Source organism: Stenotrophomonas sp. CCNWLW162 (assembly GCF_037203745.1).
In the GTDB taxonomy this organism is placed as follows: domain Bacteria; phylum Pseudomonadota; class Gammaproteobacteria; order Xanthomonadales; family Xanthomonadaceae; genus Stenotrophomonas; species Stenotrophomonas maltophilia_AQ.
Genome location: NZ_JBBCBL010000002.1, coordinates 633118 through 647862, shown reverse-complemented (window position 1 = coordinate 647862; position 14745 = coordinate 633118). Strand labels below are relative to the sequence as shown.

At 56.9% G+C, this 14745-nt stretch carries 13 protein-coding genes; 4 read left to right on the top strand and 9 right to left on the bottom strand.

The features are described 5' to 3' along the window. Positions 1-13 precede the first annotated feature (13 nt). From V9K93_RS07965 to gmd, 9 genes are all read right to left on the bottom strand, one after another. Positions 14-496: a GDP-mannose mannosyl hydrolase gene (locus V9K93_RS07965; RefSeq protein ID WP_337302332.1), complete on the bottom strand. Its 483-nt coding sequence runs from the start codon at positions 494-496 to the stop codon at positions 14-16. Beyond that, positions 493-1254 carry a WecB/TagA/CpsF family glycosyltransferase gene (locus V9K93_RS07960; protein WP_489686265.1) on the bottom strand — a complete coding sequence of 254 codons (762 nt, stop codon included), beginning with the start codon at positions 1252-1254 and terminating at the stop codon, positions 493-495. The genes V9K93_RS07965 and V9K93_RS07960 overlap by 4 nt, the downstream gene beginning before the upstream one ends. 21 nt (positions 1255-1275) lie before the next feature. Then, positions 1276-2424 carry a glycosyltransferase gene (locus V9K93_RS07955; protein ID WP_337302330.1) on the bottom strand — a complete coding sequence of 383 codons (1149 nt, stop codon included), beginning with the start codon at positions 2422-2424 and terminating at the stop codon, positions 1276-1278. Between the two features lie 2 nt (positions 2425-2426). Further along, a complete protein-coding gene (locus V9K93_RS20790) occupies positions 2427-2768 on the bottom strand; it encodes a serine O-acetyltransferase (RefSeq protein ID WP_425513181.1) in 342 nt (113 codons plus the stop codon). A 158-nt stretch (positions 2769-2926) separates the two neighbouring features. Further along, positions 2927-3730, bottom strand: coding sequence for a glycosyltransferase family 2 protein (locus tag V9K93_RS07950; protein ID WP_337302329.1), 804 nt, complete (start codon positions 3728-3730; stop codon positions 2927-2929). Continuing rightward, a complete protein-coding gene (locus V9K93_RS07945; RefSeq protein WP_337302328.1) occupies positions 3718-4818 on the bottom strand; it encodes a hypothetical protein in 1101 nt (366 codons plus the stop codon). The genes V9K93_RS07950 and V9K93_RS07945 overlap by 13 nt, the downstream gene beginning before the upstream one ends. After that, positions 4805-5731, bottom strand: coding sequence for a polysaccharide pyruvyl transferase family protein (locus tag V9K93_RS07940; protein WP_337302327.1), 927 nt, complete (start codon positions 5729-5731; stop codon positions 4805-4807). The genes V9K93_RS07945 and V9K93_RS07940 overlap by 14 nt, the downstream gene beginning before the upstream one ends. Before the next feature lie 35 nt (positions 5732-5766). After that, complete coding sequence (locus tag V9K93_RS07935) at positions 5767-7056, bottom strand: lipopolysaccharide biosynthesis protein (protein WP_337302326.1); 1290 nt, start codon at positions 7054-7056, stop codon at positions 5767-5769. A gap of 7 nt (positions 7057-7063) precedes the next feature. Next, positions 7064-8170 carry a GDP-mannose 4,6-dehydratase gene (gene gmd / locus V9K93_RS07930; protein ID WP_337302325.1) on the bottom strand — a complete coding sequence of 369 codons (1107 nt, stop codon included), beginning with the start codon at positions 8168-8170 and terminating at the stop codon, positions 7064-7066. A 594-nt stretch (positions 8171-8764) separates the two neighbouring features. Here gmd and V9K93_RS07925 point away from each other — a divergent pair. From V9K93_RS07925 to V9K93_RS07910, 4 genes are all read left to right on the top strand, one after another. After that, the gene (locus V9K93_RS07925; protein ID WP_337302324.1) at positions 8765-10990 is read left to right on the top strand and encodes a polysaccharide biosynthesis tyrosine autokinase; all 2226 of its coding nucleotides are present in this window, start codon (positions 8765-8767) and stop codon (positions 10988-10990) included. Between the two features lie 110 nt (positions 10991-11100). Beyond that, the gene (galE, locus tag V9K93_RS07920) at positions 11101-12090 is read left to right on the top strand and encodes a UDP-glucose 4-epimerase GalE (RefSeq protein WP_337302404.1); all 990 of its coding nucleotides are present in this window, start codon (positions 11101-11103) and stop codon (positions 12088-12090) included. 113 nt (positions 12091-12203) lie between these two features. After that, positions 12204-13097 (top strand): 4-hydroxybenzoate octaprenyltransferase, encoded by an 894-nt coding sequence (gene ubiA, locus V9K93_RS07915; protein WP_337302323.1) that lies wholly within the window; start codon positions 12204-12206, stop codon positions 13095-13097. A 168-nt stretch (positions 13098-13265) separates the two neighbouring features. Continuing rightward, the gene (locus V9K93_RS07910) at positions 13266-14690 is read left to right on the top strand and encodes a short-chain fatty acid transporter (RefSeq protein WP_337302322.1); all 1425 of its coding nucleotides are present in this window, start codon (positions 13266-13268) and stop codon (positions 14688-14690) included. Positions 14691-14745 lie beyond the last annotated feature (55 nt).

Below are 14745 nucleotides of genomic sequence, written 5' to 3'. Positions count from 1 at the left end.
TCGCTGGCCCTTTCTATTTGCGGGCGTATGCTTGGGTATTGGGGTGGATCGAGGCATCGGACAAAGCATCTTCTGCTGTTACCCAACGGTACTCAGCATGCTGTTCCTCCGGCAGAGCCATTCCCGCGGGATCCACGCTGATGGAGTACGCCAACACCACGTAGTGCGTGCCTGCATCCGATGCGCCGGTAAAGTCTTCGGCGTAGAAGTGCTCATACGCTCCAACGAAGTTGGCTTCGCTGATATCCAGCGATTGTCCGAGCTCAGCCAAAGTCAGCCTGCGGAATGCCTGGCTGAAGTTCTCGCCTTTGCGGATGCGCCCACCCGGGGCAAACCAGAATCCGCGTGCAGGTTCATTGGTACGCAACCCCACAAGCATGCGCTGCCGTGGATCCATGACCAGAAGATCGATCGACACAAGGGGTGTGTCCCGAACGACGGCTTTGAAGTCAGCTGCACTCAAGTGCCGTGGTGGAAGCTCGGTCAAGTGGGTCATTTCGACTGCGCCGTCATGAGCTGGCGCGCAGCGTGCCAAATGAAGAGGGTGTTGGTGACGAAGTAGCGCTTCCAGAGCCGACGAGGCTCGCTCGCAAGCCTGTGCAGCCATTCGAGGCCATTGTTCTGCATCCAGAGGGGGGCCCGGGAGATAACACCCGCATGGTAGTCGAATGCCGCGCCGACACCGATCATCACGCCATTGATGCGGCCACGGTGCGCCGCCATCCACTTCTCCTGCTTCGGACAGCCGAGGCTGACCCAGATCGTCCCGGCACCAGAGTCATTGATGTCGCGCACGATGGCAGCATCCTCTTCTTCGCTGAGTGCGCGGAAGGGCGGTGAGTGCGAGCCGGCAATGACCAAGCCAGGGAATCGTTTGGGCAGCTCGTCGCGGAGAATGCTCAAGGTCGTCTCAGCGCCACCATAGAGGTAGATGGACTCGCCGCGCTTGGCGGCTGCCTCGCAGTACTTGAGCATCAGGTCGGGACCATTGATGCGTTGCTGTCCGGAAGCCCCAAGACGTCTCATGAGCCAGGCCACCGGCGCACCATCGGGCGTTGCCATGTCGGCAGAGTTCACGGCTGCTGCGAACTCCTTGTCCTGACGTGCGGTTACGACGGAGTGGGCGTTGCAGATGCAGACTACCCTGCTGTCTCGACGCATGCTCCAAGCGTGAATACGGTGTAGGGACTGATCCCAGCTGACGCGAGTGATCGGTGCGCCGATAACGTCGATAGTAGTAGATGGGTTATTCACTATGGATGCTGTCCATGCAATTTAGAGGGGCTGCTCGGAGTTGTAGGCGGACAAAAGGGTTCGAAGACTTACTTCCGGAGAGTAGGAGTTCAGATAACGGCTGCGCGCGCCGGAACTCATCCGCGCTATTCGATGCTCAGAGTTTTTATAGCTTGTCAACAGAGCGGCGAGCTCATCAGGGCTCCCCGGACTAAATAGCTCGCCCGTTATTTCTGGTTCTATCAACTCGCTAAGAGCACCGATATCACTAGCAAAGACGGGAAGGCCCTGTGAATACGCTTCGGCGATGACCATCGGAAAGCCTTCGTACCACAGGCTGGGAACGATAAGCGCTTTGGCTTTCCTCATCTCAGACCTGATTATCGAAGAATCTCGCTTGCCCAAGAAATTAATATGCTTGTTGCCTGAAGCGATGTCCGATAGCGGGCCATCACCAATGACTGTCACAGCTACGTCAGCGGAACGTGCCGCTTCGAGCAACACGTGTATTCCCTTGTCTTCAGTAAGTCGACCCACGAAAAGATAACCATCACGAACTCCCTGTTCGGGGAACTCTTCAATTTCAAGATGAGAGAAGTTGGACTTCACTCTAATCTTGGAGCTTGGTATCCCTGCTCTCGAAAAGAGGCTCTTTGCAAACTCGGTGAGCGCAATGAACTGATCAACCCTGTCCCACGTACCCAGTCGCCGATGCAGTGAGACGCTGGCGGCAATTGAAAAAGTTCCGATGAGCGAGTTCCGATACACGCGACGAGCCACGGTCCACCAAGGGCCCTCGTCTATGCTCCTCTCGGTCACTTTCCCATCAAAGTACAATGTCGCAGTCGGACATACAATTCGGTAATTGTGAAGAGTGAAAACCGATCGTACCTTCTTCGCTCGGCAGGCATAAAATACGGATGGCGAAATAAGTGGGAAGAAGTTGTGGACGTGAACTACATCAGGACGAAACTCAGATATCTCTCTACGTATCCTGAGGTATGAGGGAATGGAGAAGATTGCATTCAACGTTGCAACAATCTTCGATGCGAACCCTCGGATTGAGTGGTTGGAGACAGCGTAAAGCTTCACTTCATGGCCGTTCGCCCGAAGCAGCTCCGCTTCGTTCCTGACCACGGAATCTTCGCCGCCGGCCTGCTGATAATAGTTGTGGACAATGAGAACTCTCATCTTCAGCTTGTCCGGCGATTGATTATCCGGGCGGGATTTCCAACGGCGATGCAGTCGTCAGGAACGTCTGTAATAACGACGCTCCCAGCGCCTATCGATACATTGTTCCCTATCTTAATTGGCCCAATAATTGTTGCATTTGATCCGATGTCTACATTGTCCCCAATAACTGGGGCGATGCCATCGAAGCTCGAGCTTGTAACGCGAACGCCAATTGTAGTGCAGTGCCTCAGTACCACATTGCGACCAATAATCGCTCGATCGTTGATGACCAAGCCAACCCCGTGGTAGAGCGACGCGCCAGGACCAATCCTTGTTTTCCATGGAATTTCAACGCCCAGCATCCATTCGACAGCAACTCTGTAGGCAGCAACGACTGGAAGTAAAGGGAGCCTGATGGCCTTGGGCATACGACTGATCAGATTGACAGCTCGAAAGCTGAGCAATATCAAGCGGCCCTTGGGATTTCCTCGGTTTGCAGCCCAATCACAAATAATGTATCTCATTGATAGCGTTTCCTCCCGAGCACTTTGCGAGCCACGGACAGCGCATGCTTGCCCACGAGGACTTTCAGTGCCGGGCGAATCATATGGATCATACTTGAAACAGGGTATCGCTGAGACTGGATCAGGCTCCATCTCAATTTCAATCCAGCTTTTGCCTGGAAAATCTCATGCTTTGCGGACACGCTTCCGTCGTGGACGCGAAGGAAAGAAACTCCATCGCCAACTCTGGCCATTCTGCCAAGAAGAGAAAGTCTGAACCAAAGCTCCCAATCTTCAATGTGTTTCCACTCAGGTCGATAACCGCCTGCCTGGATGAAGTCCTTTCGTCGGAACATGACGCTGCTGTGCATTACGAAGTTGCCTTTAAATAGCGAGGTCATCGCATCGTCATGGTTGTCAGGAGTTGTGGATGGCGTGAGTGTTCCGTCGGGATATACCTTGAAAAAGTCTGTATAGACCAGGGAAACGCGAGGGTCGGCGTCAAGCACCGAGCGCTGGAGGCTCAGTCGACTGGGGCTGTAATAGTCGTCAGCATCCGCGCGAGCAATGAATGTTCCATCTGCAACGGCAATTCCGGCATTGAGGGCAGCGACCACGCCCGCGTTCTTCTGCGTTAATACTCTAAGTCTGCTGTCAGCCTGCAAACGAGCAAGGACGAGTCCCGTCTGGTCCGTAGATCCATCATCCACCACGATCAGCTCAATTTCGCGCAGGTCTTGATTGAGGATGGAGACAACGGCCTCCTCAATTGTTTTCTCTGCATTGTACGCAGGCATGACAACTGAGACTACTGGCTGCATGGCGCGTGGCTCCCTTGTTTCGGCTCTCTGTCGTCCTGGTCAAGCATTTGCATTGAAAGCAGGAAGAATAGATAGAATGAATAGATAATTGTGTTGTCAAAGTAGAATATCAAGTTGCTGTATAGAAACAGCATTTTTGCTTCTAGTGACTTTGCACGGTACCCGAGCCATATGAAGGTAAGGAAAAATACAAGCCCGAGCTCATAAATCATCTTGAGAGCATCGGAGTGCATGTTTGCGTCTCCCTGCCCGAACTTTCCAAGAAAAGTGGCGTAGGCTGTCCCAACGCCGTTTCCGTAGAAAATGTAGTGGCTACTTCCAACGATGCTGTGTGCCGCTTCCGACTGAAGGAGCTGCCTGCCTAGGCCAACCTCGTTGGCAGACTTTCCCGTTAATGCGGTGATTGCGGCATCGAGATCGCCGACAGCGTATTTTACTGCAAACGCAACAGCTACAAGGTTCACGAGTACCATGATCGGGCTGGACAGTAGCTTCTTTGCCTTCCGCTCAGGTAACAGGGCGAATGGAACGCATACCGCAATACCAAGGAGGGCCGCGCGCTTCAGAAGAAGGACCGATGCAATTGTTGCGACGATGAAGATCATCCATCGAGAGCGTGCCAGTGCTACGACGGCAAATAGTCCGCAAACAAAAGAGCCAGTGCTCTCGAGAGAAGAAGAAGAGTCGAGTAGGTCGAATTCAAGGCCGTGCCACCCGCGAAGGGTGATAGCCCCGATGATACTAGAGGTAAATACAACCGGTAGGAGAACTTTGATCCAGCTGAACTCAATGGGGTTCGCGAAGGCAAGAGAAATCGCGATTCCGGAAAATACGAAATAAAAGTCCTTGAATCCTAGCTCCCCGCCAAATGGTATTGTGAGGGCAGCGGCAGAAGCGTATGCAAGAAAGGGTAATACAGGGGCGGGAACTCTGATTTTTTGGGTAGAGATGACTGCAAGCAGGGCTGCGAACGGGATGAGGTACATCGCGTAACGCAGCTGATGGATGGCCATGGAAGTCAACACTAGCAGGAGACAGAAGGTCCATAACAGCGATCTTCCGTCCATCTGTGAATTAGTCTTTGCCATGCTCTGTATGCTCAGCCAAGGTTACACAATTGCTAGAGCGAGTCCAGCAACAGATATATCCGCCATTCTTGCCATAGGAGTTGTCGCCGACGACATTCTCAATTCCCAATAGTGAGCTCAGGATATGGCCGTGGAGTCTGTCGGTTTCAACTTTCTTGTATCGACTGAAGTGCGACGCAGAGAGAGACTCTAGATATTTGGCGTATCGGCACCAAATCTCGCTGTGAATATTCGCGGCGAACTTGGATTTGCGTAGAAGCGATAGCTTTCCAATCTTTGCATAAATCCTGACAGCTGTGCCATGCCATCCAATAAGAGCTGGCCAGTCGATAGAGTGCGATTCATCGACCCTCGCGGAGTTGCTACGCTCGTCGTCAGTTCGTTTAAAGGCAAGCTGGTCAAATTGCGGACGCTTCTCAGTCTTCATTGGCCAAAGCTGATGTGCCATATCAGGTGAAAGATAGACGTTGGGCGTCATTCTCCTCGCCAGATTCGCAGATTTAGTGTCTCGAACGAATATGTGAAGATCAGGGTGTTTGGAGAATAGAGCGCAGCAAGCCTCATACTTTTCAGGGCTTGAGAAGTGAATTGTCTGGGGAAGGATCACAATTCTGTTTGTCAGACATCGAGAAATGATTCTCTCGCGTATTTCTTGGGGGCCGTCGTAAAGGTCTCCCAGGTTGCCTCCTCCCTGAAACACGATGGGCACGTCAACCTCGGCCCAAGCCGGGGAATAATTAAAGTACGCGGACGTCTGAACTCTTCGAATATTATAGTCACTCAGAAACTTCAATGTTCCAGACATGATTAGGATGTCGCCGACATTACCGTGAACTGGTATGTCCACAAAGTGAATCGCCTTGCTGTTAATGACGCTGGCGACTCTCGACAGTCTTTCCTTGAGTTCTGCCATTACCTGGTCGTGCGGAATCAACCCTCTGCCCTGCTTCACTCGGAACTCCCTTTCCTGCCAAACATACCAAGCACAAAGTGCGCGTCACTGATGGTCGGGACCAATTGACGTAGTAGAATTTTTTCCATCTTAATCATGAAGAACGCGGTTAAAAATAGTCTGATTGCACCGGATAGTGTCATCACAAATGATAGCCAAATTATCAAGTTCTGCTGCGGCAGGAGTGGTAAAGCTGCCAGCATCGGTATGACTGACGCAACTTGCCTTACGGCAACCAGTCCGGGTTTTCCGTCAATATTGAATTTTTGGGCGAGCATCCAACTAGATCCTGACAGTGTCGCTTCAATTAGCAGGATTGAAAAGGGTAGCGTAGCTCCAACGAAGCGCTGACCGAAAATAATTGGTATGAAAATATGGCCTGCCAGTCCAGCTGCGATGGCGGCGATCAACATCGGGGCGAATGTTATACGGAAAACTTGTAGGACCACATCCGTTGATCCGGTTTCGCGTTGTCCGCCGTAGCGGGAATATAGCGATGTCGCTATCGATTCGTACAGTGAGCTCAGTATTCGAGATGTAGAAAATGCGATCGAGTAGATTCCAAGATCTGCAGTGCTTGCTCTTGCCATAAGGTAGATCTTGTCAGCATTCGTTGCGATGATTCCAGTCATGGTCGTCACGTGGAACTTCAATCCAAGTCCCATGAGTGATTGCCTGTTGGCGTTACTCGGCCCCTGATGCAGGCTCGGATCGGACGACTTGCTGCGAAATTTCCTCCGGAGGTATAGCCATGTCCCGCATGCAATAACTAGCGTCGCGGCTGCTTGTATGTCGATGGCGACTCTCAGGCTAAGCGTTTCAGCTAGTGATGCAGCGCAAAGGCCCAGGAGGACCAAGACTGGCAATCCGATTCTTGCAAAATTATATGCTTTAAGTGAACTGTCCAGCTGGGCGCAGAAGCCGCAAAAGATGGTAATAGAAACCGCTGCCGCGTAGCAGAGTGCGGTCCATTTACTGACATCTCCCTCTGAAAGAAAAACCTGGAATGTGGCGGCAGCGAGGCACACGGAAAGTATAGTGGTCAACGCACTGGAGCGGTCATAGGCAGCGCCGAACTGAATAATTTTCGCGCGCACTGCATAGACCATTGCCTGTCCGAGTCCCAGCTGCGCAGCGGAGGCTACAAAAAGTGCAAAGACCTGCACTGAGTAGAATGCGCCTCGACCTTCGGGGCCCAGGCTTCGAGCAGTGACAACGCTCACTAGAAAATTGACCGCCATCACTAGGATGGCGGTAACTGCTGAAATTAGCGATGCTCTAAACATCGCCCTGTCAGCTATCGCGGATGCCGGATGCAATCAGATAGCGCTTCTCTTTGGCTTCCAGCAAATCCGACTGAATCATCTCAGAAACCATTTCCTGCAGAGTTGTGGTCGGCTTCCATCCCAATTCGCGCTCAGCCTTTGCGTAGTCGCCCAGCAGCGTTTCAACCTCTGCCGGACGGTAATATCGGGGATCAACGCACACGATAGTGTCTCCAGGACGCACGTTTGGTGCTTGGTCGCCCTCTACCCGGACAACCACGGCTTTTTCCGAATCGCCCTCGCCGACGAACTGGAGCGTGATACCCAGTTCGAGCGCAGCAAGTTCAATGAAATGGCGAACGCTGTATTGAACGCCCGTTGAGATTACATAGTCGACTGCCTTCTGCTGTTGCAGCATCAACCACTGCATTTCCACGTAATCCTTGGCATGGCCCCAGTCTCGCAGAGAGTCGAGGTTTCCCATATAGAGACACTCCTCAAGGCCTTGTGCGATATTTGCCAAGCCGCGTGTAATCTTGCGTGTTACGAACGTCTCGCCGCGACGTGGACTTTCATGATTGAACAGGATCCCATTACACGCGTACATGCCGTAACTCTCACGGTAATTGACGGTGATCCAGTAAGCGTAGAGTTTTGCTACGCCATAAGGGCTTCTAGGGTAAAATGGAGTCGATTCCCGTTGGGGGGATTCTTGGACAAGCCCGAAAAGTTCAGAGGTTGAGGCTTGATAGAACCTGGTCTTCTCAGATAGTTTCAGGAATCGAATGGCTTCCAGCAGCCGGAGGGTGCCGAGGGCGTCTACATCCGCGGTATACTCCGGTGATTCAAAGCTCACCGCTACATGGCTTTGCGCGCCTAGGTTGTAGACCTCGTCGGGCTGAACTTCCGCGACGATACGGGTCAGGTTGCTGGAGTCTGTGAGGTCGCCGTAGTGAAGGTGCAACTTGCTTGTTGCATCGTGGGGATCACGATAAATGTGATCGACGCGCTGAGTGTTGAAGGACGAGGATCGGCGTTTGATTCCGTGAACTTCATAGCCTTTCTGCAGCAATAGTTCCGCAAGGTAAGATCCATCTTGTCCGGTGATTCCTGTAATTAGCGCGCGCTTGCTCATTGAAATTCCATTTGATGACGTTAACTTGTATCGTCGGCTGCTTATTGTCATTTTTAGACTGGCAGTCGGCGCTTAGGTGCTGTCCGCGAGGATGCCCGTGTGTTCTTGGGCGGCTTGCCCGATTCGAAACTCCATATCCATTGGTCCTTGAGTGCCCAAGACGGCTCTAACTTGCGACCGCCTTGTGACTAGCGGCGTCGCGAGTTGGGTGTCTTCCGCGGGGCGTCCAGTCGTGTAGCTTGTCTACGTATCAGTGGGTGCCCAGGCTGTTCTCGGGCGCCGCGCGCTTTTTCGCTGATTAGGCCCATCGCTTCCCTTCTACGACCCCCAAGCATAGCAGCCCGTGTTCCTGTTGCAACGCGTGCGTCTTCAAGGCGCATGGTGTCGATGGCGTTGGCCTTCATCTCTGAGTCGAATTCAAGGTATGCTATGTGGCCCGATGACCGGGCTCCTGCTTCCTGTCCGCGTAAAAGATCTAGGATCTTCGGTTCTTTGATGGCGCCTCAGCAAGTGACGGCGCCTGAACAAGTGCGGCCTCGTCGGGGATCGCCCCTGGGTTGCTGCGCGAGATTTTTCGATGATGAAGTGGAATCAATGACCAAACAAATGGAAGGCCGGGCCGCAAGGAACGATGAGATCGATCTGCGCGAAGTACTTGGCATATTGTTGGATCGCCGTTGGTTGATAATCTCGGTTGCGGTAATTTTCTTCGCGGTTGGCTGTGCCTACGCATTGCTTTCAAAGCCTGTTTATCAGGCGGAAGCTATGATTCAGGTGGAGTCAAAGGTTCCCGCCATCCCGGGTCTTGCCGACCTTGCTTCGTTGGGAGGTGGAGGCAGTACCGCCGCGACTACAGAGGTCGCGCTCCTCACTTCTCGCACGGTTGTGGGGGCCGCTGTTGATGCCCTTCAGCTTGATACGCAAGTTGAGCCGCATCTTTTTCCATTGATCGGCGGGTTCATTTCACGCCGTTTCAAGCCAACTGAGCAGGCCCCTGTTGCCGATCCTTGGCTTGGGCTTGCTAGTTACGCATGGGGTGGTGAAACGCTCCAGGTCCATCGATTCGACGTCCCCAGATCGCAGATCGACCAGAAATACATTCTTCAGATCGAAGGTGGAGCTGGTGAATTTTCTCTGTATGGGCCTGAAGGCGAAAGCGTGCTGCACGGCAAGGTGGGCGTTCCACTTAGTCGCGGTGGAGTAGTGCTTGAGGTTTCAGGGCTCCAAGGCAATCCTGGTGTCCGATTTGAGCTGGTGAAGACGCGACGTCTAGATGTCGTAGCAAGCATTCAGGATGAGTTGCAGGTTGTCGAGCAAGGCAAAGACTCTGGGATCTTGGCAATTCGCTATCAAAACTCTGATGCTGTTCGTGCCGAGGCTCTGGTGCAAAAAGTTGCCGATGCCTACGTTCGCCAGAACGTGGACCGGAGCTCTGCGGAGGCAGCGTCTCAGCTTCAATTTGTAAAGGATCAGCTGCCAACTATTCGCCGTCAGGTCGAGCAGGCTCAGTCCGCCATGAGCGCCTACCAGTCGCAGTCTAGGTCGGTGGATATCACCATGCAGACCAAAGGGCTGCTGGAGCAGGAAGTCGCTGTGGAGGCGAGTATCCAGCAGTTGCGCTTGAAACAAGCTGAGATGGATCGGAGCTTTACTCGCGAACATCCGGCCTATCGCGCACTGCTCCGGCAGATCAGTGATCTGGAGGGTCGCAAGGGTGGATTCCAGAAGCAGGTGGGTGATCTGCCGGAAACCCAGCAGGAGTTGCTGCGCCTGACGCGTGATCTGCAAGTAAGTAACGAGCTGTATACGGCGCTGTTGAATCAAGCTCAGCAGCTGGATGTAGCCCGCGCAGGTGCGGTTGGCAACGTGCGTATTGTCGACTCCGCGGTAGTTGATCTGGCAAATCCAGTTAAGCCGCGTAAGGCTTTGATTGTTATCGTCAGCACCCTACTCGGGGCATTGCTCGCCGTCGCCTTTGTTTTCCTCCAGCGGATGCTCAACCCGGGCATCGAAGACCCGGCAGACATTGAAGCCTTGGGCTTGCCCGTCTACGCAGCCATCCCGCTCAGCGTGTCCAATACGCTGCCCAAGCTGCGCAAGGGCAAGCACGGTACGCGCGTGGTGGCCGACGGTCGCCAGCACCTGCTGGCGGTATCCGCACCAGCCGACCCGACTGTGGAGGCACTGCGCAGCCTGCGTACCAGCCTGCACTTCGCCATGCTGGAAGCGAAGAACAACATCCTGACCATCTCGGGCCCGCGCCCGGGCGTGGGCAAGACCTTCGTCTCCACCAACCTGGCCGCGGTCATTGCGCAGGCGGGCCAGCGCGTGCTGGTCATCGACGCCGACATGCGCAAGGGCACGCTGCACAAGATCCTGGGTGTGTCGCACCAGAGGGGCCTGTCGGATGTGCTGGGCGGCAAGCTGAGCACCGACGAAGTGATCCATCCGGTGTCCGGTCTGGAAAACATGCATTACATGGTGCGTGGCGATATTCCGCCGAACCCGGCCGAGCTGCTGATGCACCCGCGCTTCGCGCAGCTGCTGCAGGACATGTCCGGCAAGTACGACCTGGTGATCGTCGATACGCCGCCGATCCTGGCCGTGACCGATCCGGCGCTGGTCGCCACCCACGCGGGCTCGAGTCTGCTGGTCACGCGTTTCGGCGTGAACCAGGCCAAGGAAATCGAGCTGACGCTGCAGCGCTTCGAGCAGAACGGCGTGCAGATCAAGGGTGCGATCTTCAATGCGGTCGAGAAGCGTGCCACGGGCTATTACAGCTACGGCTATTACGAGTACAAGTCTGACGGCAAGGAATAAACTCCTGCTGTCGATGGCGTTAGAGGGTCGGCATGAAGATGCCGACCCTCCGTCCATTCCAAGGGAAGGAAGCTCTAGGCATTCTTCCCATCAGATCAGGGAAGATCCCCATGCATGACGTTCTCATATGCGGCGGTGCGGGCTACATCGGCAGCCACATGGCCCAGTACTTGTCCGAGCAGGGGCATCGGGTAACCGTATTCGACAATCTGTCCACTGGGCACCGTGGCGCCGTGGCGTGGGGAGAGCTGGTAGAGGGCGACTTGCTGGACGCGGCAGCCCTTCAACGGCTGTTTGCTGGTCGGCACTTCGATGCGGTCATGCACTTCGCTGCCCGGTCGCTGGTGGGTGAGTCGGTACGTGATCCGTACGCGTACTACGCCAACAATGTCACCGGCACGATGAATCTGCTGCAGGCAATGCGAAGTCATGAGGTGGAGCGCATTGTGTTTTCCTCTACGGCGGCGATCTTTGGCGAGCCGTGCTCTGCGCTGATTGACGAAGACCATCCGAAGCAGCCCATCAACCCCTACGGGTCGAGCAAGCTGATGGCCGAGCGCATCTTGGCAGACGCTGCTGCAGCTTACGGTCTGCGCTCGGTATGCCTGCGCTACTTCAATGCCGCCGGGGCGCTGCCTCAGCACGGCATCGGAGAGGCGCATGCCTGCGAGACTCACCTGATTCCCAATGTATTGCGCTCGGCGCTGGGGCAGGGTGGGCGGCTCAAGGTGTTTGGCAGCGACTACGAAACACCCGATGGAACCTGTGTGCGGGACTACGTGCACGTCCAAGACCTGGCCCAAGCCCATGCGCTGGCGATGGATTACATGAATGCACAACCAGGTGCCCATGCGTTCAATCTTGGCAACGGACAAGGCTTTTCCGTACTGGACGTGATCCAGACGGCTGAGGCTGTGTCTGGCTTGCGCGTACCCTACGACGCTGCTGAGCGACGAGCCGGTGATCCCGCTCGGCTGGTGGCTTCGAGTGAGCGCGCGCGCAGGGTGCTGGGGTGGCAGCCCGTATGGACAGAATTGGCTCCGATCATTGAGAGCGCTTGGCGCTGGCACAACGCGCCAGCAGCGTGGGGCAAGCTCTGAGTCCACCGTCACGCTGGGGCAGGACACCGGGGCCCGGTGCGCGCAGGCGCATTGGGCCCTGTATTTTCCAGGCCCGCGCCGCAGTCCTTCCAGCGCAGGAGTATCCTATCGCCATGGCTGATACCCCCCTCGCTTCGCCGCAGTCGCCGGCGACGCCGCGTTGGCGGCATTACTGGAGTCTGATGCGCGCTGATCGCCCGATCGGCACGCTGCTGCTGCTGTGGCCCACCTGGTGGGCATTGTGGTTGGCTGCAGGCGGCCTGCCGCCGCTGTGGACGCTGTTCGTGTTCACCGCCGGCGTGTGGCTGACCCGCTCGGCCGGTTGCGTCATCAACGACTACGCCGACCGCTGGCTCGACCCGCATGTGGAGCGCACCAAGGCGCGCCCGCTGGCCACCGGTGCGATCAGTGGCCGCGCTGCGCTGGCGTTGTTCGCCGTGCTGATGCTGGTGGCGTTCGGCCTGGTGCTGACCCTGAACGGGCTGACCATCGGCCTGAGCTTCATCGGCGTGTTCCTGGCCGCCAGCTACCCGTACCTGAAGCGCTACACCCATCTGCCGCAGGTCTACCTGGGCATGTCGTTCGGCTGGGGCATCCCGATGGCGTTCGCCGCCGTGCAGGGCGAGGTGCCGCTGCTGGGCTGGCTGCTGTATGCCGGCAACATCCTGTGGTCCACCGCCTACGACACCTGGTACGCCATGGTCGACCGCGAGGACGACCTGAAGATGGGCTCTCACTCCACCGCGATCCTGTTCGGTGACCTCGATCTGGTCATCCAGGGCGTGCTGTACGCGTTGTTCCTGGCCACCATGGCGCTGGTCGGCGTGCGTGGTGGGCTGGGTGGCTATTACCTGGTGGGCGTGGCGGTGGCCACTGCGCTGGTGGTGTACGAGTTCTGGATCTGCCGCAACCGCGAGCGCGGCCCGTGCTTCAAGGCATTCCTGCACAACAACTGGGTGGGTGCGGCGCTGTTTGCCGGTATCGCCGTGGATTTGGCGCTGCGTTGAGCGCAAGGTGAGGTAGAGCCGGCCGCTGGCCGGCTGCACCCGTGCGTAATCTCGAGGTTGCCGGCCAGCGGCCGGCACCACCGCCACCGGCCACCTACGACCAATAGGTGGCTGACAGCCCGCACCCCACCGCCCAGAATCGGTCCATCGAACCTGGGAGGGTAGGCGATGGCCTCGACGGCAGCAGTACAGGATGGCTGGATGGCGCGCGCAGCATTACGCTCGGCCGCCTGGGCGGAAAAGTGGTTCCCCGACGCGTATGTGTTCGCGGTGCTGGGCGTGGTCATCGTCGCACTGGCCGCGATGGGCTTCGGCTCGACCCCGCAGGCCACCGCGAGGGCCTTCGGTGACGGCTTCTGGAGCCTGATTCCCTTCACCATGCAGATGGCCTTCGTGGTCATCGGTGGCTACGCCGTGGCGACGGCGCCGGTGGTCGCACGCTTCATCGATTTCCTCGCCCGTGTGCCGCGCACCGGCCGTGGTGCGGTGGTATACGTGGGCCTGATCAGCATGCTGGCCTCGCTGCTCAGCTGGGGCTTCTCGCTGGTGTTCGGCGGCCTGCTGGTGCGCGCGCTGGCGCGCCGTACCGAACTGCGCATGGACTACCGCGCGGCCGGTGCGTCGGCGTACCTCGGTCTGGGTGCGGTGTGGGCGATGGGGCTGAGTTCCTCGGCCGCGCAGCTGCAGGCCAACCCGGCCAGCATGCCGCCGGGGCTGGTCGAGATCACCGGCGTCCTGCCGTTCACCGAAACCATTTTCCTGTGGCAGTCGATCGCACTGACCGCGGTGCTGATCCTGGTTTCGTTGCTGATCGCCTGGCTGACCGCACCCGCCGCCAGCAGTGCCCGCACCGCTGAAGACTTCCCGGGCGCCGCGCAGGCCGAGCCGGAACCGCTGCAGCGGCGCACGCGCCCGGGCGAGTGGCTGGAATACAGCCCGCTGCTGACCGTGCTGCTCTCGTTGCTGGCGTTCGGCTGGCTGTTCAACGAGTTCGCCAACAAACCGGTGGTCACCGCCATCGCCAACCTCAACACCTACAACTTCCTGTTCATTTCGCTGGGCCTGCTGCTGCACTGGCGGCCGCGCAGCTTCCTCAACGCCGTGGCCAAGGCGGTGCCCAGCACCACCGGCGTGCTGATCCAGTTCCCGCTTTACGGTGGCATCGCGATGATTCTCACCCACGCTGCCGGTGGTGATGGGCAGACGCTGGCACACCGGCTGTCGAGCCTGTTCGTGCACTTGGCCAGCACCGATTCGTTCGCGCTGGTGATGGGCGTGTACTCGGCGGTGCTGGGCTTCTTCGTGCCCTCCGGTGGCGGCAAGTGGATCATCGAAGCGCCGTACGTGATGCAGGCCGCCAACGAACTGAAGGCACATCTGGGCTGGGCGGTGCAGGTCTACAACGCGGCCGAAGCGCTGCCGAACCTGATCAACCCGTTCTGGATGCTCCCATTGCTGGGCGTGCTGGGCCTGAAGGCGCGCGACATCGTCGGCTTCACCTTCATCCAGCTGCTGGTGCACATTCCGCTGGTGCTGGGCCTGCTGTGGCTGCTGGGCATGACCCTGGCGTATGTGCCGCCGGTGATGCCCTGAATGGAGGGTAGGCTTCCCTGCGTGCGTTGGGAAGCCAACCTCGTTCAGCGCGTGT